This is a genomic window from Streptomyces solicamelliae, from assembly GCF_045348655.1.
Lineage (GTDB): Bacteria > Actinomycetota > Actinomycetes > Streptomycetales > Streptomycetaceae > Streptomyces > Streptomyces solicamelliae.
On the sequence record NZ_CP160404.1, the window covers coordinates 5,936,851 to 5,956,951 of the forward strand.

20 protein-coding genes are annotated in these 20,101 nt (G+C 74.5%); 10 read left to right on the forward strand and 10 right to left on the reverse strand.

The features are described 5' to 3' along the window. Window positions 1-75: 75 nt before the first annotated feature. Window positions 76-429 carry a VOC family protein gene (locus ABZO31_RS27390; protein ID WP_406863961.1) on the reverse strand — a complete coding sequence of 118 codons (354 nt, stop codon included), beginning with the start codon at window positions 427-429 and terminating at the stop codon, window positions 76-78. 10 nt (window positions 430-439) lie between these two features. Further along, entirely contained in the window at window positions 440-1,264 is an 825-nt protein-coding gene (locus ABZO31_RS27395; protein ID WP_406863962.1) for a class I SAM-dependent methyltransferase, read from the reverse strand. 263 nt (window positions 1,265-1,527) lie between these two features. On the opposite strand from ABZO31_RS27395, the gene ABZO31_RS27400 reads away from it, so the two are divergent. Beyond that, on the forward strand, window positions 1,528-2,745 hold the full coding sequence (locus ABZO31_RS27400; RefSeq protein WP_406863963.1) for an aminotransferase class I/II-fold pyridoxal phosphate-dependent enzyme: 1,218 nt from the start codon (window positions 1,528-1,530) through the stop codon (window positions 2,743-2,745). A gap of 46 nt (window positions 2,746-2,791) precedes the next feature. After that, on the forward strand, window positions 2,792-3,973 hold the full coding sequence (locus ABZO31_RS27405) for an MBL fold metallo-hydrolase (protein ID WP_406863964.1): 1,182 nt from the start codon (window positions 2,792-2,794) through the stop codon (window positions 3,971-3,973). On the opposite strand, the gene ABZO31_RS27410 is transcribed toward ABZO31_RS27405, so the two are convergent. Both ABZO31_RS27410 and ABZO31_RS27415 read right to left on the reverse strand, forming a co-directional pair. Continuing rightward, entirely contained in the window at window positions 3,953-4,612 is a 660-nt protein-coding gene (locus ABZO31_RS27410) for a DedA family protein (RefSeq protein WP_406863965.1), read from the reverse strand. The genes ABZO31_RS27405 and ABZO31_RS27410 overlap by 21 nt on opposite strands. Further along, complete coding sequence (locus tag ABZO31_RS27415) at window positions 4,609-5,376, reverse strand: MBL fold metallo-hydrolase (protein WP_406863966.1); 768 nt, start codon at window positions 5,374-5,376, stop codon at window positions 4,609-4,611. Before ABZO31_RS27415 ends, ABZO31_RS27410 begins: the two co-directional genes overlap by 4 nt. A 340-nt stretch (window positions 5,377-5,716) precedes the next feature. On the opposite strand from ABZO31_RS27415, the gene ABZO31_RS27420 reads away from it, so the two are divergent. From ABZO31_RS27420 to ABZO31_RS27430, 3 genes are all read left to right on the forward strand, one after another. Next, window positions 5,717-6,121, forward strand: coding sequence for a hypothetical protein (locus ABZO31_RS27420; protein WP_406863967.1), 405 nt, complete (start codon window positions 5,717-5,719; stop codon window positions 6,119-6,121). Between the two features lie 87 nt (window positions 6,122-6,208). Beyond that, entirely contained in the window at window positions 6,209-8,356 is a 2,148-nt protein-coding gene (locus tag ABZO31_RS27425; protein ID WP_406865494.1) for a phage holin family protein, read from the forward strand. Window positions 8,357-8,422: 66 nt separating this feature from the next. Continuing rightward, entirely contained in the window at window positions 8,423-9,865 is a 1,443-nt protein-coding gene (locus tag ABZO31_RS27430; RefSeq protein WP_406863968.1) for an amino acid permease, read from the forward strand. Between the two features lie 14 nt (window positions 9,866-9,879). Here ABZO31_RS27430 and ABZO31_RS27435 read toward each other — a convergent pair whose 3' ends face one another. Further along, window positions 9,880-11,082: a low temperature requirement protein A gene (locus ABZO31_RS27435; protein WP_406863969.1), complete on the reverse strand. Its 1,203-nt coding sequence runs from the start codon at window positions 11,080-11,082 to the stop codon at window positions 9,880-9,882. Window positions 11,083-11,319: 237 nt separating this feature from the next. On the opposite strand from ABZO31_RS27435, the gene ABZO31_RS27440 reads away from it, so the two are divergent. Beyond that, a complete protein-coding gene (locus ABZO31_RS27440; protein WP_406863970.1) occupies window positions 11,320-11,739 on the forward strand; it encodes a hypothetical protein in 420 nt (139 codons plus the stop codon). Here ABZO31_RS27440 and ABZO31_RS27445 read toward each other — a convergent pair. Then, window positions 11,726-12,544, reverse strand: a complete 819-nt coding sequence (locus ABZO31_RS27445) for a helix-turn-helix domain-containing protein (protein ID WP_406863971.1) — start codon at window positions 12,542-12,544, stop codon at window positions 11,726-11,728. The two genes, ABZO31_RS27440 and ABZO31_RS27445, sit on opposite strands and share 14 nt — an antisense overlap. Before the next feature lie 118 nt (window positions 12,545-12,662). Here ABZO31_RS27445 and ABZO31_RS27450 point away from each other — a divergent pair, with 118 nt between their 5' ends. Further along, window positions 12,663-12,968, forward strand: coding sequence for a 4a-hydroxytetrahydrobiopterin dehydratase (locus ABZO31_RS27450; RefSeq protein WP_406863972.1), 306 nt, complete (start codon window positions 12,663-12,665; stop codon window positions 12,966-12,968). 48 nt (window positions 12,969-13,016) lie between these two features. Here ABZO31_RS27450 and ABZO31_RS27455 read toward each other — a convergent pair whose 3' ends face one another. Next, window positions 13,017-14,516, reverse strand: a complete 1,500-nt coding sequence (locus tag ABZO31_RS27455) for a S1 family peptidase (RefSeq protein WP_406863973.1) — start codon at window positions 14,514-14,516, stop codon at window positions 13,017-13,019. Window positions 14,517-14,598: 82 nt separating this feature from the next. After that, on the reverse strand, window positions 14,599-15,564 hold the full coding sequence (locus tag ABZO31_RS27460; protein WP_406863974.1) for a LysR substrate-binding domain-containing protein: 966 nt from the start codon (window positions 15,562-15,564) through the stop codon (window positions 14,599-14,601). 70 nt (window positions 15,565-15,634) lie between these two features. Here ABZO31_RS27460 and ABZO31_RS27465 point away from each other — a divergent pair, with 70 nt between their 5' ends. After that, window positions 15,635-16,366, forward strand: a complete 732-nt coding sequence (locus ABZO31_RS27465) for a class I SAM-dependent methyltransferase (RefSeq protein ID WP_406865495.1) — start codon at window positions 15,635-15,637, stop codon at window positions 16,364-16,366. 22 nt (window positions 16,367-16,388) lie between these two features. On the opposite strand, the gene ABZO31_RS27470 is transcribed toward ABZO31_RS27465, so the two are convergent. After that, window positions 16,389-17,222, reverse strand: a complete 834-nt coding sequence (locus ABZO31_RS27470; RefSeq protein ID WP_406863975.1) for an NmrA family NAD(P)-binding protein — start codon at window positions 17,220-17,222, stop codon at window positions 16,389-16,391. 81 nt (window positions 17,223-17,303) lie between these two features. Between ABZO31_RS27470 and ABZO31_RS27475 the strand changes: the two genes are divergently transcribed. Further along, window positions 17,304-18,236: an AraC family transcriptional regulator gene (locus tag ABZO31_RS27475; RefSeq protein ID WP_406863976.1), complete on the forward strand. Its 933-nt coding sequence runs from the start codon at window positions 17,304-17,306 to the stop codon at window positions 18,234-18,236. 77 nt (window positions 18,237-18,313) lie between these two features. Continuing rightward, window positions 18,314-19,234 (forward strand): class I SAM-dependent methyltransferase, encoded by a 921-nt coding sequence (locus ABZO31_RS27480; RefSeq protein ID WP_406863977.1) that lies wholly within the window; start codon window positions 18,314-18,316, stop codon window positions 19,232-19,234. 44 nt (window positions 19,235-19,278) lie between these two features. On the opposite strand, the gene ABZO31_RS27485 is transcribed toward ABZO31_RS27480, so the two are convergent. Beyond that, window positions 19,279-20,073: an aldo/keto reductase gene (locus ABZO31_RS27485; protein WP_406865497.1), complete on the reverse strand. Its 795-nt coding sequence runs from the start codon at window positions 20,071-20,073 to the stop codon at window positions 19,279-19,281. Window positions 20,074-20,101: the final 28 nt, after the last annotated feature.

Consider the following 20,101-nt stretch of genomic DNA (forward strand, 5'->3'; position numbering starts at 1 on the left):
TTTCCGCCGGGGCGGGCGGTGCCGGGGCGCGGGCGGCCCGGGGCGGTCCGGGTGACGTCGGGCGTTCGGCCGGCCTCAGGCGTTCGTACGCCGGTCCACGTACTCGAAGACCGACCCGTCCGGGTGGACCGCGATCAGATTGCGGCCCACCGGTGTCGGCACCGGGCCGGCCACGACGCGGGCGCCGGCCTCGGTCAGCGTGGCGTGCGCCTTGTCCACGTCCTCGACGGAGATCGTCGCACTCACCTTCCGCAGCACCTCCAGCTCCGACTCCGGACCGCTCATCAGCAGGAAGCAGCCCACGGCCGCGACCGACACGCCGCCGCGCTCGAAGCGCTGCGCGCGGGAGCCGGTGAGCCGTTCGTAGAACGTGATGGCGGGTTCGAGGTCGTCGACACAGATGCGCAGTGTGGTGCCCAGAATCTCCATGCGGGCGAGCCTAGTTGGAGTCGCCGGACGACGACACCCGGCACAGGATCTCCCCGTGCGGCACCATGAACCAGGCGTCCTCGCTGCGGCCCCACTCCCGCCAGCCCTCGGCGATCTCCGCCAGCAGCTCCGGGGTGGCGTGCCCGCCGGCCACCGCCAGCTCCGCGTACACCGACGCCACCGTGCGGTCCGCCCACAGACCGCTCCACCAGGCCCGCTCCTCCCCGGTGGCGAAGCACCAGTTCGTGGCCGTGGCCGTGATCTCGGTGAAGCCGGCCGCCCGCGCCCAGGCGAACAGCCGCCGCCCGGCGTCCGGTTCGCCGCCGTTGTGCCGGGCGACGGTGCGGTACAGGCGCAACCACTCCTCCAGAACGGGCGGTTCGGGGTACCAGGCGAAGACGCCGTAGTCGCTGTCCCGGGCCGCGACCACGCCGCCGGGCCGGCACACCCGGCGCATCTCGCGCAGCGCCTGCACCGGGTCGCCGACGTGCTGCAGCACCTGGTGGGCGTGGACCACGTCGAAGGAGTCGTCGGGGAAGTCCAGCGCGTGGACGTCGGCGACGGCGAACTCGACGTTGTCGAGGCCGCGTTCGGCGGCGACGGCGGCCGCCTTCTCCAGGACGTCCGGCGCGGGGTCCACCGCGGTCACCCGGCCGGGGGCGACCAGCGCGGCCAGGTCGGCGGTGATGGTGCCGGGACCGCAGCCCACGTCCAGGACGTCCAGCCCCGGCTTCAGTTCGGGCAGCAGATAGGCGGCCGAGTTGACGGCGGTGCGCCAGGCGTGTGAGCGCAGCACCGACTCGTGGTGCCCGTGGGTGTAGACGGCATGGGTCATGGCCGAACGTCCTCTCGCAGGGGCTCGTGAAGCGGTGTGATCACGGTAGCGGGATGCGGTCGTATCATGAGACGTGAATCTTGCCATGTGGACAGATTCTTGATGGCGTCCCACCAGCCGGACGGCACGCCAACGGCCCCTGCGGCACCCCTCCGATACCTCCTCCGCCCCCTCCCTCACCCGCTCCGGCGGCGAAACGGGCGATTCCTCCGTATAAAGGGGCGTGGGACCACGTCACGCAGCGTCGCTCGGGAGGTCACGCCATGCGTCAGGCGGCGTCGGAAGGGCGCGGACCGGTGCGGTACGGGCCGCTCGCCCCGGAGTCCGGCCTGCCCGTGCCCGAGTCGCTCGCCGGGGTGCTCGCGGCGGCCGCCGGCCGGGCGCTCGCCGAGCCGTCCGGCGGCGGGCCCGTCCTGCGCGAGGCCGCCTGCGGCTACTGGTGGCGGCGCGGCCTGCACGCGCACGCCGAGGACGTCCTCGCCGCCCCCGGCGCGCAGCCCCTGCTCTTCTCCCTGCTGGCCGCCCACGAGGGCGACGTCCTGATGCCGAGGCCGTGCCCGGCGTGGTGGACCCCGCACACCCGGCTCCTGGGACGCCCCGCGTACCACGTGCCCACCCCCGCCGAGTGCGGCGGCGTGCCCGACCCGTACGCGCTCCTGGAGACCGTCCGCCGGGTCCGGGCCGAGGGCGGGCGGCCCGCCGTGCTGCTGCTCTCCGTCGCCGACGACCCGACCGCCACCGTCGCCCCGCCGGAACTCGTCCGCGAGGCCTGCGAGGCGGCCGTGGCCGAGGGGCTGCACGTCATCAGCGACGAGACCTGGCGCGACACCCTGCACCGGCCGCGCGACACCGTGCTGCTCAGCCCCGCGGAGATGTGCCCCGACGACATCACCGTCCTCACCGACCTGTGCGGCGCGCTCGCGCCCGCCGCCTGGCCGTGCGCCGTCGCCCGCTTCCCGCCGGCCGCCGACAGCCCGGCCCGGCGGGCGCGCGCCCTCGACGTGCTCACCGCCCTCGGCGCGCACGTCGCGGCCCCCGTCGCGCACGTCGCCGCGCACGCGCTCGACGAGCCCGCCGACGTCGCCGCCCACGCGGCGGCCGGCGCCGCGCTGCACGCCCGCGTCGCCTCCGCCGTCCACCGCGCCGTACTCGCCTCCGGCGCGATCGCCCGGCCCCCGCAGGCCGGCCGTCACCTGTACGCCGACCTCGGCCCGCTGCGGACCGGGCTCGCCGCCCGCGGGGTCAGCGACTCCATGGAGCTGGAGGACCACCTGAGCGGCCGGCTCGGTTTCGCCGTACCCGGCGGCCACCGGTTCGGCGACGAACTGGGCGCGCTCCGCGTGCGGTTCGACACCGGGCCGCTGCTCGGTGCGACCCGCGAGGAGCGCGCCGAGTCGCTCCGCTCGGCCGAGCCGCTCGAACTGCCCCATGTGGCGGAGGCCTTGCGCGCCTTCGTGGCCGTACTGGAAGAACTCCGCTGACCCCGGCCCCTCTTGGAAGCGACCCGCGCCGAAACGGAGCACGCAGATGACGGAACAGACGGAGCGGACACCACAGCCGCCACAGACGAACCGCATCCCCGCGACCGGCCCCGAGAGCCCGCCCGCCTCCGACGGCTCCTCCCCGGCGGGTACCGGCGCCCGGTTCGCCTTCGCCGGCCCGACCGCCTCCGCCGCCTCACCCGCCCCCGGCCAACCCGCACCACCCGCCCCGGCCCACCCCGCCCCCGGCCGGCCCGCCCCCGTCGTCCTGCACCCCGTCGGACGCACCCGTACCGACTGGCCGCGCTCCTTCGTCGACCGGCTCACCGCCCCGCTGCCCGGGGTCCGGGCGCTGGCGCGGTTCGCCCGGGAGGGGGCCGTGCGGCCCGGGCCCGAGGGGCTGCGGGACATTCCGGAGCTGCCGTTCGCGCCCGGGCCGCTGCCCGTCGCCGGGCCCGACACCCTGGCCGTCACCTGGGCCGGGCACGCGAGCTGGGTGGTGCGGATCGGAGGGCTGACCGTGCTGACCGACCCGGTCTGGTCGCGGCGGATCTTCGGGACGCCCGCGCGGATCACGCCCGTCGGGGTGCGGTGGGAGGACCTGCCGCCCGTCGACGCCGTGGTCATCAGCCACAACCACTTCGACCACCTCGACGCCCCCACCCTCCGGCGGCTGCCCCGGCACGTCCCCGTCTTCGTCCCCGCCGGGCTCGCCCGCTGGTTCCGTCGCCGCCGGTTCACCCGGATCACCGAGCTCGACTGGTGGGAGGCCGCCGAACTCGGCGGCGTGCGCTTCACGTTCGTTCCCGCGCACCACTGGTCCAAGCGCACCCTGCTCGACACCTGCCGCTCGCTGTGGGGAGGCTGGGTGCTCACCGACCGGTCCGGCCGCAGCGTCCACTTCGCCGGGGACACCGGCTACGGCCACTGGTTCGCCGAGATCGGCCGCCGTCACCCCGGCATCGAGCTGGCCCTGCTGCCGATCGGCGCGTACGCCCCGCGCTGGTGGCTCCGCGACGTGCACACCGACCCCGAGGAGGCCGTGCGCGCCTTCCAGGACCTCGGGGCCCTGCGGATGGCCCCCATGCACTGGGCGACCTTCGTGCTCTCCGCCGAGCCGGTCCTCGAACCCCTCACCCGGCTCCGCGCCGCCTGGACGGCGGCCGGCCTCGCCCCCGACCGCCTGTGGGACCTGCCGGTCGGCGGCTCACGCGTGCTCGTGCCCTGAACTCCGGCGCCGCAGCCTGCGCCACAAGGCCGGCGCCGCACTGATCAGCATCGTCAGCGCGACCGCCGCCACCACGCCCTCCCACGGCTCGTCGAACAGCGAGCCGCCCAGGATCCCGATCAGCCCGTACGTCGCCGCCCACGCCAGACACGCCGGCAGATCGCCCCGCAGGAACCGCAGCAGCGGCATCTCCGCCAGCAGGCACGCCAGCATCACCGGGATCCGCCCCGCCGGCACCAGCCGCGACAGCACGAGCACCGACACCTGGTGCGACTGCAGCCGGTCCTGCGCCCAGGCCAGCCGCTCCGGCGCCGCCCGGGCCCGCAGCGCCTCCAGCCAGCGCGAGCCGTTGCGCGAGCGCACCCCGCGCTGTCCCAGCCAGTACAGCGCCAGGTCCCCGAGCAGCGCCGCGCCCGCCGACACCAGGAACACGAACAGCAGCGACAGCGGCGCCGTCTGGTGGAAGGCCACCACCGCCGCCGAGCTCACGATCGCCCCCGTCGGCACCACCGGCACCAGCGCCCCCAGGGCCACCAGCAGGAACAGCGTCGGAAGGCCGACCGCCTGCTGCGTCGACTCCGGCGGCAGGTCCCCGAAGGCCGCCGCGATGCGTTGCGCCGCCGCGATCGGCTCGATCACCGGGCGACCTCCGGCCGCACCCGCTCGCCGTGCCCCAGCCGGTGCACCGCCACCTTCGGCGCCAGCCGCGCCGCGTGCCGGACGAACTCGTCGCCCGGCGCGTGGAACTCGTGCGGCCGCACCGCGTCCATCCCGATCGGCCAGTACGTGCCGTAGTGCACCGGCACCGCGGCCGCCGGCCCCAGCGCCGCCAGCGCCTGTGCCGCCCGTCCCGCGTCCAGATGGCCGTGCCCGAGGTACGGCCCCCAGCCGCCCACCGGCAGCAGCGCCACGTCCACCGGGCCCACCGCCTCCGCCATCCCCTCGAACAGCCCGGTGTCCCCGGCGAAGTACGTCCGCGCCTCGCCCTCCACCACGTACCCGAGCGCGGGCGAGCGGTGCGGCCCCACCGGCAGCCGGCGCCCGTCGTGTCTCGCCGGCACGGCCCGTACGGTCAGCCCCTCCACCCGCACCTCGTCGCCCGGCGCCACCTCGGTCAGCCGCAGCCCGTCCAGCTTCCGCAGCGCGGGGACCGACCGGGCCGCGCCGCGCGGCACGACCAGCAGCGTCCCCGGTGCGAGCCGGGCCAGCGAGGGCAGGTGCAGATGGTCGGAGTGCAGATGCGAGACCAGCACCGCCTCGGCGACCGCGGCCTCAGGCGGCGGGAGTTCCCCGCGCCGCCGCCGCAGATGGGCCAGCCGCCGCACGAACAGCGGATCGGTCAGGAACCGGACCCCGGAGTCCTCCACCGTGCAGGTCGCATGACCCCACCAGGTGATCTCCACCGTCGCCCGCCCTTCTCACGGAACCGAACCCCGCCGACCCCAGTCCTCCCGTACGAGCCTAAATGTCCGGGGCCGACGGCGGGGGAGAAGCGATCACGAGGGGGCGTCGCGCGCGGCGCGGCGGGTAGCCATCGAAGAGCAAGGGATGGGAGCCGCTGTGAGGACCACGAGCAGCATCGGGACCGTCCGGCACTCGGCGCAGTGCCCGCGTTGCGGGGGCGTCCTCGCCGTCACGCAGGACGGCTGGAGGATCTGTCACACCTGCGGATACTCCTCACCGCCGTGAACGTGCCCCGAGCGCGCCCTCCTCGCCCCGGCCCGTTCGGAGTAGGGTCGGCGCATGGACGACGTTCGGGTGGCGGCGATCGCCAGCCTCACCCCGCTCGAGGAACTCGACAGCGACCCCTTCCTGGTGGACACGCGCAGCCAGCACGCGATGTGCGCGCGATGGGCCGGCGACAAGGGTTACGTGATCACCCGGCAGCTGCTCTTCTACGGGATCAGACCCGACCACAGCGCCCTGTGGGTCGACGTCGAGTCCGGTGACGTCGACCTGTTCGTCGCACCCAACGAACGGGTGCTCGCGCGCGCGTTGACCTCGGTCTCCGGCTTCTTCGCGGAGTGCGAGCGGCGCGGGGTGCGGCTGGAGACGGCGGGGCTCGACGAGCCCTCGTACGGTGCGGCGGACAAGGCGGGTGTGCACCGGCGGCTCTCGATGCCGACCGCCGGCTACGACGGCTGCTGAGCACGCGCGTTTCGCCCGAATCCACCCGAGCGGGTGTTGTGCCACGCTTGAGTCGGATAACGGGTGAAAGGCGAACCTGGCGTGGGCGTGGGGAAGGTGCGCGGGCGGTTCACCGGCCGCTGGCGGAGCACGGGCGGCGCGCTGCTGCGGGTGCTCGTGGTGTGGGCGGTCTCGACGCTGACCATGCTGGCCCTGGCCGGGCTGCTGCCCGACTTCCGGCTCCGCTCCGAGGACGGCGAGAGCCTGACCCGTACCGCGCTCACCGCCGCCACCGGCGCGGGCGTGTTCGGTCTGCTGAGCGCGCTGGTCTGGCCGGTCGTCGTGCGGGCGCTGCTGCTCGTACCGGCACTGGTCCTCGGCCTGTTGGTGTTCTTCCTCAACGGCTCGCTGCTGCTGATCGCCCTCTGGCTGGTCCCCGACAGCCGCGGCGTCGTCGCCCCCGAGACCGCCGTCGTGGTCGCCGCCGTGATGTCCGCCGTCGCCTCGGCGACCTCCACCGGCCTCGCCGTCCGCGACGACGACGCGTACCGCCGCCGGCTCTACCGGCTCGCCGACCGCAGACGGCCGCGCGCGGTCACCGGCGGCCCGCATCCCGAGCCCGGCACCCTCTTCCTGCAGCTCGACGGCGTCGGCCACCGCGTCCTGCGCGACGCCGTCCGCGCGGGCCTGATGCCGACCGTCGCCGGCTGGCTCGACACCACCCACCGGCTCACCCCCTGGCGCACCGACTGGTCCAGCCAGACCGGCGCCAGCCAGCTCGGCATCCTGCACGGCTCCAACGAGGACGTGCCCGCCTTCCGCTGGTACGAGAAGGACACCGGCCGGCTCATGGTCAGCAACCGTCCCGCGAGCGCCGTCGAGCTGCAGCGCCGCGCCATCGCGCGCACCGGCGACGGCGGGCTGCTCACCCTCGACGGCGCGTCCCGCGGCAACCTGTTCAGCGGCGGCGCCGACCAGCTCGCCCTCGTCCTGTCGATGGCCGCCCGGCGCGGCCGGGCCAACCGCTCCCGGTCCGGGTACTTCGCATACTTCTCCGACCCCGCCAACGCGGTCCGCACCGCCGGCTCGTTCCTCGCCGAGGTCTTCCGGGAGCTGTACCAGTCGGTCCGCGCGAGGCTCCGCAAGGAGACCCCGCGGGTGCCGCGCGGCGGTCTCTACCCGTTCGTCCGCGCCTTCGCCACCGTCGTCGAGCGGGACGTGGTGGTCGCCGCGGTGATGGGCGACCTGCTGGCCGGCCGTACCGCCGTGTACGCCGACCTCGTCGCGTACGACGAGGTGGCCCACCACTCCGGCCCGCACGGCCGGGACACCGACCAGGTCCTGCACCGCCTCGACCGGGTGATCGCGCTGATCGCCAAGGTCGCCGAGCACGCCCCCCGGCCGTACCGGATCGTGCTCCTGTCCGACCACGGGCAGAGCCCCGGGCCCACCTTCGAGGGCGCGTACGGACTGACCCTGAAGGACCTGGTCCGGGCCGGCTGCGGGCTGCCGGTTCCGCGCCGGGTGCGCCGCACCCACAGCGGGGCCGAGGCCCGCGACGCGGCCCGGGACGCGCTGCTCAGCGCCCTGCACCGGCCCGTGGACGGGCGCGAGGAGGAGGCGGAGGCGGCGCGCCAGCTGCGCGGCCGGCCCTCCGAGCCGATGGTGCTCGCCTCCGGCAATCTCGGCCTGGTCTCCTTCCCGGAGGTGCCGGGCCGGATGACGCGGGAGCAGATCGACCTGCGCCACCCGGCGCTGCTGCGGACCCTCGCCAACCATCCCGGGATCGGCTTCCTGCTGGTCGCGAGCGAGGAGCACGGCTCGGTGGTGCTGGACCGGGACGGGCGGCAGACGCCGGTCGCGGAGCTGGAGGACGACAAGGGGCCGCTGGCCGGCTTCGGGCCGGGCGCGGCGGACGCGGTGCGCCGCACGGACGGGTTCCCGCACGTCGCCGACATCATGGTCAACTCGATGCACGACCCGGCCGCCGGCACCGTCCACGCCTTCGAGGAGCAGATCGGCTCGCACGGCGGGCTCGGCGGCGAGCAGTCCCGTCCCTTCCTGCTCTCCCCGCTCACCCTGTCCGCGCCGCCTGCCGTCCTGGCGGGCGCCGAGCAGGTGCACGAGGTGCTGCGCGGCTGGCTGCGGGAGAGCTCGGGGCCGCAGGTGCCGATGGTGGAGGATTCGCGGTCCAGGGCCGTACAGGAAGGACTTCTTCCGGTGGACGGCCCGCCCGGACGGGACGAAAGCGGCTGATTTGTACGTGCGTTCGTCGTTGTCCCAGCATGGCCGGGTTGTACGACGGAAGGCGCACCACCCCTCATGAGCACGGCCACAACTCCACAGCAGCGGACCGGCGACCCCGGGAACGCGGCACCGCACACGGACACCGGCGACACCCGGGACCGGCACACGGAAGACCGGCACACGGAAGACCGGCGCGCGGAAGACCCCCACACCCGGCGCTTCGGACTCCCCGTCGCCACCGCCCTGGTCATGGGCAACATCATCGGCGGCGGCATCTTCCTGCTGCCCGCCTCCGTCGCCCCGTACGGCACCGTCAGCCTGGTCGCCTTCGGCGTGCTCACCCTCGGCGCCCTCGCCCTCGCGCTGGTCTTCGGCCGGCTCGCCCGGCGCGACCCCCGCACCGGCGGCCCGTACGTGTACGCCCGCGAGGCCTTCGGCGACTTCGCCGGCTTCCTCTCCGCCTGGTCGTACTGGGCCACCGCCTGGGTCTCCAACGCGGCCCTCGCCGTCGCCGCGGTCGGCTACCTGGACGTGCTGATCCCCTTGGAGTCGACGGCCGCCACCCTCGCCGCCGCCCTGACCCTCCAGTGGCTGCCCGCGCTGGCGAACTTCGCCGGCACCCGGTACGTCGGCGCCGTGCAGATCGCCGCCACCGTGCTCAAGTTCGTCCCGCTGCTGCTCGTCGCCGTCGGCGGGCTGTTCTTCTTCGACTCCGCCAACCTCGGCCCCTTCGAGGCGAGCGGCCGGAGCACCCTCGGCGCGCTCTCCGCCTCCGCCGCGATCCTGCTCTTCAGCTACCTCGGCGTCGAGTCCGCGGCCGTCAGCGCCGGAGAGGTCCGCGACCCGCGGCGCAACGTCCCGCGCGCCACCGTCCTCGGCACCCTCGCCGCCGCGGCGCTCTACCTGCTCGGCACCGTCTCCGTCTTCGGCCTCGTCGCCCACGACAAGCTCGTCGACTCCGACGCGCCGTTCTCCGACGCCGTCGACGCCATGTTCGGCGGGGCCTGGGGCGGCGCCGCCGTCGCCTGCATGGCGTTGGTGTCCATGGTCGGCGCGCTCAACGGCTGGACGCTGCTCAGCGCCCAGACCCCGTACGCCGCCGCCCGCGACGGACTGTTCCCGAAGGTGTTCCTGCGCAAGCGGCGCGGCGTCCCGACGGCCGGCGTCGCGGTCACCGTCACCCTGGCCTCGCTGCTCACCGTCTACAACTACACCGCGGGCTCCGGCGGCGTGTTCGAGATGCTCGTCCTCGTCACCACGTTCACCGCCACCGTCCCGTACCTGCTGTCCACGGCCGCCCAGATCCACTTCCTGGCCTCCGGCCGCGGCGACCGGGTGCACCGCGGCCGTCTCGTCCGCGACGCCGCCCTCGCCGTGCTCGCCTTCGGCTTCTCGATGTGGCTGGCCGCCGGTTCCGGGTACGCGGCGGTCTACCAGGGTGTGCTGTTCCTCTTCGCGGGTGTGCTCGTGTACGCGGTGCTCTCCGCCCGCCGGAAGGCCGCCGCGACCGCGGAGTGACGGCCGCCCGGCGGCTACTCGGGGGCGGTCTGCGCGGGCACCGTCGCGGTCCGCTCCCGCCGGGCCGCGACGCGGCCGTCCACGGCCACCGCCGTCGCCACCGCGCAGGCCAGCAGCGCCAGCGCCAGGAGCGCCGGGACCAGCGTCACCGCCGCGCCCGCCACGAGACAGAGCGCGCCGCCCGCGAGCAGCGCGGCGGAGGGCCGGCCGGTGGTGCGGTGCGCCAGCGCCGCCGCGCCCAGCAGGTACACCCCGACGCCGCCGGTCAGCGACCAGGCGGCGACGCCGTGCAGGGGCTCGGCGAGCCCGTAGTGCCCGGTGTCGGAGACCTGCTGGAGCACCTTCTTCATGCCGAGCGCGGTGAGCACCACCCCGGCGACCAGCGGCAGATGCAGGAAGGTGTACGCGTCCCGGGCGAACCGGGTGCGGTCGTCGCCGTCCAGCGCGGAGAGCCGGTGCTCGGCGGACTCGCCGAGCCGCCGGAAGTACAGCCGCCACAGCCCGGCCGAGAGCAGCAGACCGGCCGCCGACGCGCCGAGGACGGCCACCGTCAGCGGGAGGTCGGACACCCCGATGCCCATGGCCATGAACGACTCGCCGAGCGCGATGATCACGATGAGCCCGTGCCGTTCGGCGAAGTGGCCGGGGGAGTTGACCCGCCAGCCGGACGCGCCGGTGACGTAGATGCCCGCGTAGTCGATCACCACCGCGAGCAGCCACAGCAGCAGCTGCGTGGTGCCCTCGGCCAGCGTCGCCCCGATCAGCAGCGGCACCAGCGGCGGCAGCACCGAGGCCAGCGCCGTGCGGCGCAGCGTCGCCCGCAGCACCGGGTCACCGGGGCTGGAGAGCCAGTACGAGACGAGGTGCAGCACCCGCACGGCGGCGTAGCAGAGCACGAACAGCAGCGGTGCGGGCAGCCCGTCGGCGGCGTCCTCGAAGACATCCGGCACCGCGAGCGACACGATGAAGACCACCGCCATCACCGCGACGAGCACCGCGAACAGCGCGCCGGAGTCCGCCCGTACGACGTTCCCGAGCCAGGCGAAACAGCACCAGCACCACCACAGCAGCGCCAGCACCACCATCGCCCCGACGACCCGCGTAGGCGTCGGCGACGCGGCCATCAGCGCGGTGACCTGAGTGATCGCGTACACGAAGACGAGATCGAAGAACAGCTCCGCGGGCGTGACCTTGTGGTCGTCCGCGGTCGCCACCATGCGCGAACCCTGCCTGCCCCACCCCACGGCGTTCCCCCTCCGGACCGACCCGCGCGGCAGCATACCCACGCAGCCCACGACCGCACCGGCATATCGCGCAGGCCCGCATTACCTCCGACGTAATCGACCCCCGCCCCCGCACCCGGCATCGTGAAGTGCACCGGGACCCGGGCGGCGCACTCCGCCCGGGCACCGGACCTCACCCGCACGTACGCCTTCCGAGGAGGCTGATCCGTCATGTCCCAGGCCCTGATCGCCGGCATCTCCCGCACCACCCGGCCGCAGTCCGCGCTGCGCCGTTTCCTGGCCCTCGACGCCGTCGTCACCGGCGGCAACGGACTCGCCTACCTCCTCGCCTCCGACGCCCTCGGCGAACTGCTCGGCCTCGACGCGGGGTTGCTGTTCGACCTCGGGCTCTTCCTCACCGCGTACGCGATCGGCGTCGCCCTGCTCGCCGCCCGCCCGCAGCCGCCGGCCGCCGGGGTGAAGGCCGTCATCGACTGCAACATCCTGTGGACGGTGGGCAGTCTGCTCGCCCTCGCCGGCTGGCTGGAGCCGACCACGGCCGGCCTGCTGTGGATCCCGATGCAGGCGGCGACGGTCGCCGGCTTCGCCGGCCTGCAGTGGGCCGCGCTCCGTGCGACTACCCGCGCATAGCCGCGGCCACGCCCTGCAGATACGCGACCGTCGCCGGGTCGGCCGGCAGCAGCGTCTCGATCGCCAGCTCGGAGACGGTCACGTCCATCGGGGTGTTGAACGTCGAGATCGACGACACGAACGACAGCACGTGCCCGTCGTGCTCGATCCGCATCGGCAGCGCGAAGTACGGGTACGGATGCGGGTCCTCGCGGTCCTCCGGGTCGCCGCCGTCCGGCAGCGGATAGGCGGCGACCTCCTCGTACAGCGCCCGCAGCGCCTCCGAGCGGGCCAGCCCGATCTGCCGCTCCATCTGCGCCAGGAGATGGCCCCGCCACTCGCGCAGGTTGCGGATCCGCGGCGCCAGGCCCTCCGGGTGCAGGGTGATCCGCATCGCGTTCAGCGGCGGCGTGAGCAGGTGCTCCGGCAGGCCGTCCAGCAGCATCCCGATGGCCCGGTTGGCCGCGAGCACCGTGTACGCGCCGTCCACCACGAGCGCCGGGTACGGGTCGTAGCCCTGCAGCAGGTTGTCGATGCCCTCGCGCAGGGTGGCGAGGCCCGGGTCGTCGAGCGTCGACTCCGCGTACTTCGGCGCGTACCCCGCGGCGAGCAGCAGGGCGTTCCGGTCGCGGACCGGCACGTCCAGGTGCTCGGCGAGCCGAAGGATCATCTCCTCGCTCGGCCGGGACCGGCCGGTCTCGATGAAGGAGATGTGCCGGGACGAGGACGCGGCGCGCAGCGCCAGCTCCAACTGGCTCAGCCGTCGTCGCTCGCGCCATTCGCGCAGCAGCTGCCCTACTCCCGTACCGGACGCGACAGTTGTCATGCTCCGAAGGTAACCCACCGGCTCGGCCGATCGGGCGACGCGCATGTGTTGACCTGGGGAGCGGGGCCCGAGACCGTATCGTCACCGCTGTCGGCCACGAACCGGAGGGAGTCCGCGCATGCCCACTGAGCCGCTGTCGCAGAAGGAGATCGAGGACCGGCTGCGGGAACTCCCCGGCTGGTCGTTCGCCGAGGACCGGATCCAACGGCTGTACCGCCTCGGCGACCACTTCGCCGCCACCGCGATGGTCGTGCATGTGGCGCAGATCCAGCAGGAGCTGAACCACCACTCGGACCTGACGCTCGGTTACAACACCGTCTCCGTCTCGGTGAACAGCCACGACGCGGGCGGCGCCGTCACGGAGAAGGACTTCGCGCTGGCCGCCCGTGTCGAGGAGATCGCCCCGGGGCACGGCGCGAGCTGACCGCCCGCACCGCGCCCCGGGGCGTCCCCGTCAGCGGCCGTGCACCCCTTACGGCCGCGACAGGCCGAGGGTGTACGCGCCGGAACCGCTGTAGGCGTGCACCTGGTAGCGGTAGTACCCGGCCGTCCCGTTGTACGTCAGGGTCTCGTCGGCGGCCGGCGTGGTGCCCTGGGCGACCGTCGCCCAGGTCGAGCCGTTCCACTTCTGCAGGTACAGGTCGAAGTCCGCGCCGGACGGGCCGGCCAGGCAGCCGGTGTGGGTGCCGGAGGTCGTCGACTGGTAGTACGAGCCGCCCGGCTGGACCGCGACACCGCCGCTGGTCAGGCTGCCGTCGTACCGCTGCTGGGCGGAGCTGCAGGAGCCGCCGGGCGGCGGGGTGGTGCCGCCGTCGGTGACCAGCGTCAGCCCGTACGCCTGCAGGATCTCGTTGACCGGCTGGAAGTAGGTCTCGCCGCCGGACGAGCAGTTGCCCGAGCCGCCGGACGTGACGCCCTGCGCCTGGCTGCCGGAGATGTACGAGCCGCCGGAGTCGCCGGGCTCGGCGCAGACCGTGGTCCGGCTGACCCCGGTGATGGTGCCCTCCGGGTAGGTGACGCTGGTGTTGTGCTGCTGGATCGTGCCGCAGTGCCAGCCCGTGGTGGAGCCGGAGCGGCAGACGGACGCGCCGACGGCGGCGAGCGTCGAACCGGACACGGTCACGTTCCCGCTCGGGCCCTTCACCCACGGGCGGGGCGTCCAGGACGAGCCGGCGGCGACCCAGGCGTAGTCGTTGCCCGGGAACGACGAGCCCTGGAAGCTGCCGATCGACGAGCCCGCGGCGTCGGTGACGGACGCGCCGGCGGTGCCGCAGTGCCCGGCGGTGACGAAGCCGCTCTGGCTGCCGCGGGTGATCGGGAAGCCTATGGAGCAGCGGCCGGAACGGTTGATGTAGTACGGGTCGCCGCCGCGCAGATCGGCGAGCGCGCGGGGCCGTACGTCGGACTTCACGACGCGCACGAGGGCGCGGTCGGCTCCGCTGCGGGCGACGTAGGCACGTGCGGCGGCCGGGTCCGCGGTCTCGACGACGACGCTGTTGGTGCGCACGTCCACGTACCGCAGCGGGGCCACGGCGGCGGTCGGACCGGCCTTGTCCAGCGCGGACTTGGCGGCGTCGAGGGCGCTCAGGCCGTGGGCGACGAGCTTCGCCTCGGCGCCGGCCGCGGTGATCCGGCGGACGTCGGCGCGGTCGGTGGTGGCGACGACCAGGCGGGCGGTGTCCCCGCTGGTCCAGGAGCCCGCGAAGTCGGCGCCGAGGGCCCGGCGCAGGTTCTTCTCGACAGGTGCGGCGGCGGCCTCGTTGGCGAGCCGGGTGCGGGCCTCGGCGGCGGTCAGGCCGAGGTCGCGCTGCATCGCGGCGAGCATGCCGGGCGGCGTCTGCACGGTGCTCGCCACGGGAGCGGGAGCGGGCGCGGGAGCCGGGCCGGCGGCGGCCGGGGTGCCGGCCAGGGTGAAGGTGGCGGTGGCCAGCAGGCCGGATGCGGCGGCGGCCAGAGCACGTCTGCGGAGCATGGGTGGGGTCTCCTCGGTGTCGGGTGGGTGGCGTCACCGTAGGGCCGCCCACCATTGCCGCGGACCTGTCAACCAGGTCATGTCACGGTGTTATGGGCTCCCCGAACCGCGGGTGCGCGGCCAGCCACTGCCGGTACGAGGCGCTGCGCGCGACCGCCTCCGCGTACGCCGCGCGGGTGTGCCCGGCCACCGTGCCCGACGCCTCGGCCGCCGCCGACCCCGGGTGCCAGCCCAGCAGGTGACGCCAGGTCAGCGGCGTGCCGGCGAGCGGCCGGGTCACGATCCCGGGGGCCGGCGGGAAGGTCGCCCGGCACAGGCCGACCGCCCGCGCCACCTGCACCAGATGCACGCACGAGGCGGTGTCCGTCTCGTACACCTGCACCGGCGCGAACCCCGCCCGCGCACACGCCGCCTCGAAACAGTCCCCGAAACAGCCCTCGCCCGGCACGTCCGTCCAGCACTCGCCGGCCAGGGCCGCCAGCTCGACCTCCTCCTCGCCGGCCCGTGGATGGGACTCCGGCAGCATCACGAACACCGGGTCGACGCCGATCAGTTGCCAGGCGAGCCGGTCCGGCTCCGGCGGGGCGCTCTCGCCGCACGTCCCGATCAGGGCGAAGTCGAGACGCCCGTCGGTCAGTTGGTCGGCGATCTCGGACACCGACCACGTCGTGTGCGTCGTGACCGGCGCCCCCGGATGCGCGGCGAGCAGCCGGTCGACGAGGCCGCCGAGCAGCGGCCCGTGTGTGCCGCCGAGCCGGAACCGGTCCCAGCGCGCCCAGGTGTTGGCGAACCGCACCGCCTCCTCCTGCAGTTCGCGCACCGCCGGGAGCACGAACCGGGCCCGGTCCAGGACCAGTTCACCCAGCGGCGTGGGCCGCGAGCCGGTGTGGTCGCGGACGAACAGCGGCCCGCCCAGGGCCCGTTCGATCCGGCGCAGCTGCGTGGAGAGGGCCGGCTGGGCCAGGCCCAGCGTGGCCGCGGCACGGGTCAGACTGCCCGCGTCGGCGATCGCGCGCACGGTCCTCAGATGCCGCAGTTCCAGCTCCATGCCGGAAAGGTATGGTCCAGACCTGGGCCCGGCAAGGCATGTGCCTAACATCGGAGGCATGGGGGACACGCTGCTGGACTACGACGCCGAGGCCGCGCACTACGACCGCACCCGCGGCGGTGTCCCCCGCGCCGCCGCCGCGGCGGACGCCGTCCTGCGGCTGGTGCCGCCCGGGGCCCGCACCCTGCTCGACGTGGCCTGCGGCACCGGACTCGTCACCGAACGGCTCGTCCGCCCCGGACTGCGGGTGTACGGGGCCGACGCCGCGCCCGGCATGGTCGCCCGCGCCGCCGGACGGCTGCCCGGCCGGGCGTTCCGCGCCGACGCGCGCCGCCTGCCGCTGCCGGACGCGTCCGTGGACGCGGTCAGCGCGGTGTGGCTGCTTCATCTGGTGCCGTCCACCTCGGAGTTCGTCGCGGAGGCGGCGCGGGTCCTGCGCCCCGGCGGCGTGCTCGCCGTCACCGTGGACAAGGACGCCGCCCACGACGTCGGCAGCGACATCGACGCCGTCCTGCGCCCGTACCGCTCGTTCACCGCGGCCTCCGACCGCGCCGACCGGATCGGCGCGTACGCCGCCGCCCACGGCCTGACCCCCGCCGGCGCGACCGGCTTCACCGGCCACGGCCAGGGCAACAGCCCCCGCGGTGCGGCCGAGAAGCTCCGCGCCGGTTACTTCGCCTCCTGGTTCGACGGCGGCCCGGCCCTCACCGCCACGCTCGCCGCCGAACTCGTCGTCCTGCCGGAACCGGACCGCCGGCGCCCCGACCCGGAGTACCGGCTCGTCGCGTACGTCCGGCGCTGAACGTCCGTACCGCACGGGGCGCTCAGGCGTTTCCGTCGCCCCACGCCCGGCGGGCGAACTCCGTGAAGTCGCGCGGCTCGCGGCCCAGGACCCGCCGCACGTCGTCCGTGACCGAGGCGTTGTGCCCGTCGAGCAGCGTCGTGAACAGCTCCGCCAGCCACCGGGCCTCGGCCCCCGGCAGGCCGAACTCCTCCAGCATGCCCGCGTAGTCGGCCCCGCCCATCGGGACGTACCCGACCTCGCGGCCCGACGCCTTGGAGATCTCCTCCGCGACCTCGACGAAGGTCAGCAGCCGCGGACCCGTCACCTCGTACACCGCGCCCGCGTGCCCGTCCTCCGTCAGGGTCCGGACGATCACCTCGGCGAGGTCGTCCGCGTCGATGAACGGCTCCGCCGTCCCGCCCGCCGGGAAGGCGATCGTGCCCGCCTCGACACCCGCCGCGATGAAGCCCTCGTCGAAGTTCTGCATGAAGAACGAGCCCCGGACGACGGCGAGTTCGACTCCCGCCGCTCGCAGCGCCTCCTCCGCGCGGAACCCCTCCGGCTCACCCCGCCCCGACAGCAGCGTCAGTCGTCGCACTCCGTGGGCCGCGGCCAGCTCGCCGAAGGTCCGCATCGCCTCCTCCCCGCCCGGCGCGGCGAGGTCGGGGTGGTAGTTGACGTACGCGGCGTCCGCGCCGCGCAGCGCCTCCGCCCAGGTCTCCGGGTCCTCCCAGTCGAAACGGGTGGCGCCGGTCCGGGAGCCCGCCCGGACGGTCAGCCCGCGTTCGACGAGGCCCGCCGCGACCCGTCGGCCGGTCTTGCCGGTGGCAGCGGTGACCAGCACGGTCTCTGTCTGGTTCGTGTGTGTCGTCATGGCTCAAGATTCCCGTCCCCCGCCCGCCGTTCCCATGCCGTACAAGCTCACGCGCATACGCGTGCGTCTACGCTCGGGAGCATGGACGCACTCGCCGGACTGCTCGACGGACCGCGGGCCAGAGGGGCCTTCCTGCTGCGCATGGTCATGGAACCGCCGTGGTCCGTACGGATCGAGGACCGCGCCCCGCTCTGCCTGATGACCGTCCCCGAGGGCGAGGCATGGATCGCCCCCGATGTCGGCGAGGCGGTACTGCTGCGCCCCGGCGACATGGCCCTGGCGCGCGGCCCGGAGCCGTACACGATCGCGTACGCGCCCGGCGCCCCGCCGAGCGCCCTGGTCCACCCCGGCGGGACCTGTACCACGCTCGCCGGGGAACCGCTCACCGAGATGACCCACTTCGGAGTACGGACCTGGGGCAACGCCGCCGACGGAGGGACGACCGTGTTCGTCGGCACCTACCAGATGGAGGGCGAGGTGAGCCGCCGGCTCCTGGACGCGCTGCCCGCCCTCGTTCATCTGCCCGGCGAAGCGTGGAACTGCCCGCTGATGCCGTTCCTCGGCGACGAGATCTCCCGCGACGAGCCCGGCCAGAGCGTGTTCCTCGACCGCCTGCTCGACCTGCTGCTGATCGCCGTGCTGCGGGCCTGGTTCGCCCGTCCCGGCGCGGAGGCCCCGGCCTGGTACCGGGCCATGGGCGACCCCGTCGTCGGCCGGGCGCTGCGGCTGCTGCAGAACGACCCCGCCCACCCGTGGACGGTCGCCTCGCTGGCCGCGAAGGCGGGCGTGTCGCGTGCCGGGCTCGCCCGCCGGTTCACCGAGCTGGTGGGGGAGCCGCCGATGACGTACCTGACCGGCTGGCGGCTGGCGCTCGCCGCGGACCTGCTGCGCGAGACGGACGCGACGATCGAGTCGGTGGCCCGGAAGGTGGGCTACAGCAGCGCCTTCGCGCTCAGTGCCTCGTTCAAGCGGGTCCGGGGGATCGGTCCGCAGGAGCACCGGCGCCTGGGCTGACCTCCGAGCGGGGGAACACCTTGCCGGAACGGCAACTTTTCTCGCGTTCCCGGGGCGGGGCCGCGCACGCTGTCCGCATGACCGACGACCACGACCACGGGCACAGCCACAGCCACGGCCACACCGGCACGCACGGCCCTCACCACCACGACCACACCGACATCGACTGGAGCTCCATGGCCCCGCTCCTGGAGCGGCAGGCCGAGGTCCAGAGCTCCGCCTACGCCGAGGCGGCGGCCTGGCTCGGCACCCTCGTGCCGGTCTCGGGCGTCCGCCGCGTCCTGGACGTCGGCAGCGGGCCCGGCGTCCTCACCTGCCTGCTCGCCGAGGCGTTCCCCGGGGCCGAGACGGTCGCCGTGGACGGCACCCCGGAGCTGCTGGCGCGGGCGAGCGCCCGCGCCGAGGCCCGCGGCCTGAGCGGCCGCGTCAGCACGCTGCACGCCGAACTCCCGGAGGAATTCGCCAAGTTGGGCGAGGCCGACGTGATCTGGGCGGCCGAGTCGCTGCACCACCTCGGCGACCAGCGCGCGGCCCTGAACGCCCTCGCCGGCCTGCTGCGCCCGGGCGGCCTGCTGGTCCTCGTCGAGGGCGGACTCCCGGCCCGCCGGCTGCCCCGCGAGCTCGGCTTCGGCCGCCCCGGCCTGGAGGCCCGCCTCGACGCGCTCAGCGCCGAATGGTTCGGCGAGATGCGGGCCGCGCTGCCGGGGGCCAAGGCGGAGGTCGACGACTGGCGCGCGCTGCTCGCGAGCACCGGCCTCGTACCCGCCGGCACCCGCTCCTTCCTCAGCGACATCCCCGCACCCGTGCCGCCCGTGGTGCGGGAGCAGATCGTCTTCCAGTTCGAGCGGACCAGCCAGTCCGTCGACGAGCGTCTCGCGGCCGACGACCGCGAGACGCTCGCCCGTCTCCTCGACCCGGCCGACCCGGGCTCCCTGCACCACCGCCCCGACCTGTTCCAGCTGGTCGCCCGCACGGTCCACACCGCGCGGAAGGGCTGAGCGCCGGGTCCTTGGGTCAGGCTCAGCGGGTCAGGCTCCGGAGGTCAGGCTCCGGCGTTGAACTCGGCCGGGTTCGGGCCCAGGCGGCGGTTCTCGTCGAGGGCGGCGATGCCGGCCAGGTCCTCCGCGTCCAGCTCGAAGTCGAAGACCTCGATGTTCTCCCGGATGCGGGACGGCGTCACCGACTTCGGGATGACCACGTTGCCGGTCTGCAGGTGCCAGCGCAGGACGACCTGGGCCGGGGTGCGGCCGTGCTTCTGCGCGATCGCGACGATCGCCGGGACCTCGAGCAGCCCCCGGCCCTGGCCCAGCGGCGACCAGGCCTCGGTGGCGATGCCGTGCCGCGCGTGCGCCTCGCGGGAGGCACGCTGCTGGAGCTGCGGGTGCAGCTCGATCTGGTTGATCGCCGGGACGACGGACGTCTCGGCGATCAGCCGCTCCAGGTGCTCGGGCAGGAAGTTCGACACGCCGATCGCGCGAGCCCGGCCGTCGGCCAGGATCTTCTCGAAGGCGCGGTAGGTGTCGACGTACGCGTCCTTCGCCGGCACCGGCCAGTGGATCAGGTACAGGTCCACGTGGTCGAGGCCCAGCCGGTCGAGGGAGGCGTCGAAGGCGCGCAGGGTGGAGTCGTAGCCCTGCTCGCTGTTCCACAGCTTCGTGGTGACGAACAGCTCGTCGCGCGGGATGCCCGAGTCGGCGAGGGCCCGGCCGGTGCCGGTCTCGTTGTCGTAGATCGCGGCGGTGTCGATGGAGCGGTATCCGGCCTCCAGAGCGGCGGTGACGGCCCGGGTGGCCTCGTCGTCCGGCACCTGCCAGACGCCGAAGCCGAGCTGGGGCATCTCCACGCCGTTGTTGAGCGTGAGAGCG

Excerpts from the sequence above, each read along its gene's own strand:
- ABZO31_RS27435 (WP_406863969.1), bottom strand. The coding sequence starts at position 11,082 with ATGGTGGCGACCGCGGACGACCACAAGGTCACGCCCGCGGAGCTGTTC.
- ABZO31_RS27445 (WP_406863971.1), bottom strand. The coding sequence starts at position 12,544 with ATGACAACTGTCGCGTCCGGTACGGGAGTAGGGCAGCTGCTGCGCGAA.
- ABZO31_RS27450 (WP_406863972.1), top strand. The coding sequence starts at position 12,663 with ATGCCCACTGAGCCGCTGTCGCAGAAGGAGATCGAGGACCGGCTGCGG.
- ABZO31_RS27430 (WP_406863968.1), top strand. The coding sequence starts at position 8,423 with ATGAGCACGGCCACAACTCCACAGCAGCGGACCGGCGACCCCGGGAAC.
- ABZO31_RS27455 (WP_406863973.1), bottom strand. The coding sequence starts at position 14,516 with ATGCTCCGCAGACGTGCTCTGGCCGCCGCCGCATCCGGCCTGCTGGCC.
- ABZO31_RS27475 (WP_406863976.1), top strand. The coding sequence starts at position 17,304 with ATGGACGCACTCGCCGGACTGCTCGACGGACCGCGGGCCAGAGGGGCC.
- ABZO31_RS27440 (WP_406863970.1), top strand. The coding sequence starts at position 11,320 with ATGTCCCAGGCCCTGATCGCCGGCATCTCCCGCACCACCCGGCCGCAG.
- ABZO31_RS27420 (WP_406863967.1), top strand. The coding sequence starts at position 5,717 with ATGGACGACGTTCGGGTGGCGGCGATCGCCAGCCTCACCCCGCTCGAG.
- ABZO31_RS27480 (WP_406863977.1), top strand. The coding sequence starts at position 18,314 with ATGACCGACGACCACGACCACGGGCACAGCCACAGCCACGGCCACACC.
- ABZO31_RS27485 (WP_406865497.1), bottom strand. The coding sequence starts at position 20,073 with ATGCCCCAGCTCGGCTTCGGCGTCTGGCAGGTGCCGGACGACGAGGCC.
- ABZO31_RS27470 (WP_406863975.1), bottom strand. The coding sequence starts at position 17,222 with ATGACGACACACACGAACCAGACAGAGACCGTGCTGGTCACCGCTGCC.
- ABZO31_RS27460 (WP_406863974.1), bottom strand. The coding sequence starts at position 15,564 with ATGGAGCTGGAACTGCGGCATCTGAGGACCGTGCGCGCGATCGCCGAC.
- ABZO31_RS27390 (WP_406863961.1), bottom strand. The coding sequence starts at position 429 with ATGGAGATTCTGGGCACCACACTGCGCATCTGTGTCGACGACCTCGAA.
- ABZO31_RS27395 (WP_406863962.1), bottom strand. The coding sequence starts at position 1,264 with ATGACCCATGCCGTCTACACCCACGGGCACCACGAGTCGGTGCTGCGC.
- ABZO31_RS27405 (WP_406863964.1), top strand. The coding sequence starts at position 2,792 with ATGACGGAACAGACGGAGCGGACACCACAGCCGCCACAGACGAACCGC.
- ABZO31_RS27400 (WP_406863963.1), top strand. The coding sequence starts at position 1,528 with ATGCGTCAGGCGGCGTCGGAAGGGCGCGGACCGGTGCGGTACGGGCCG.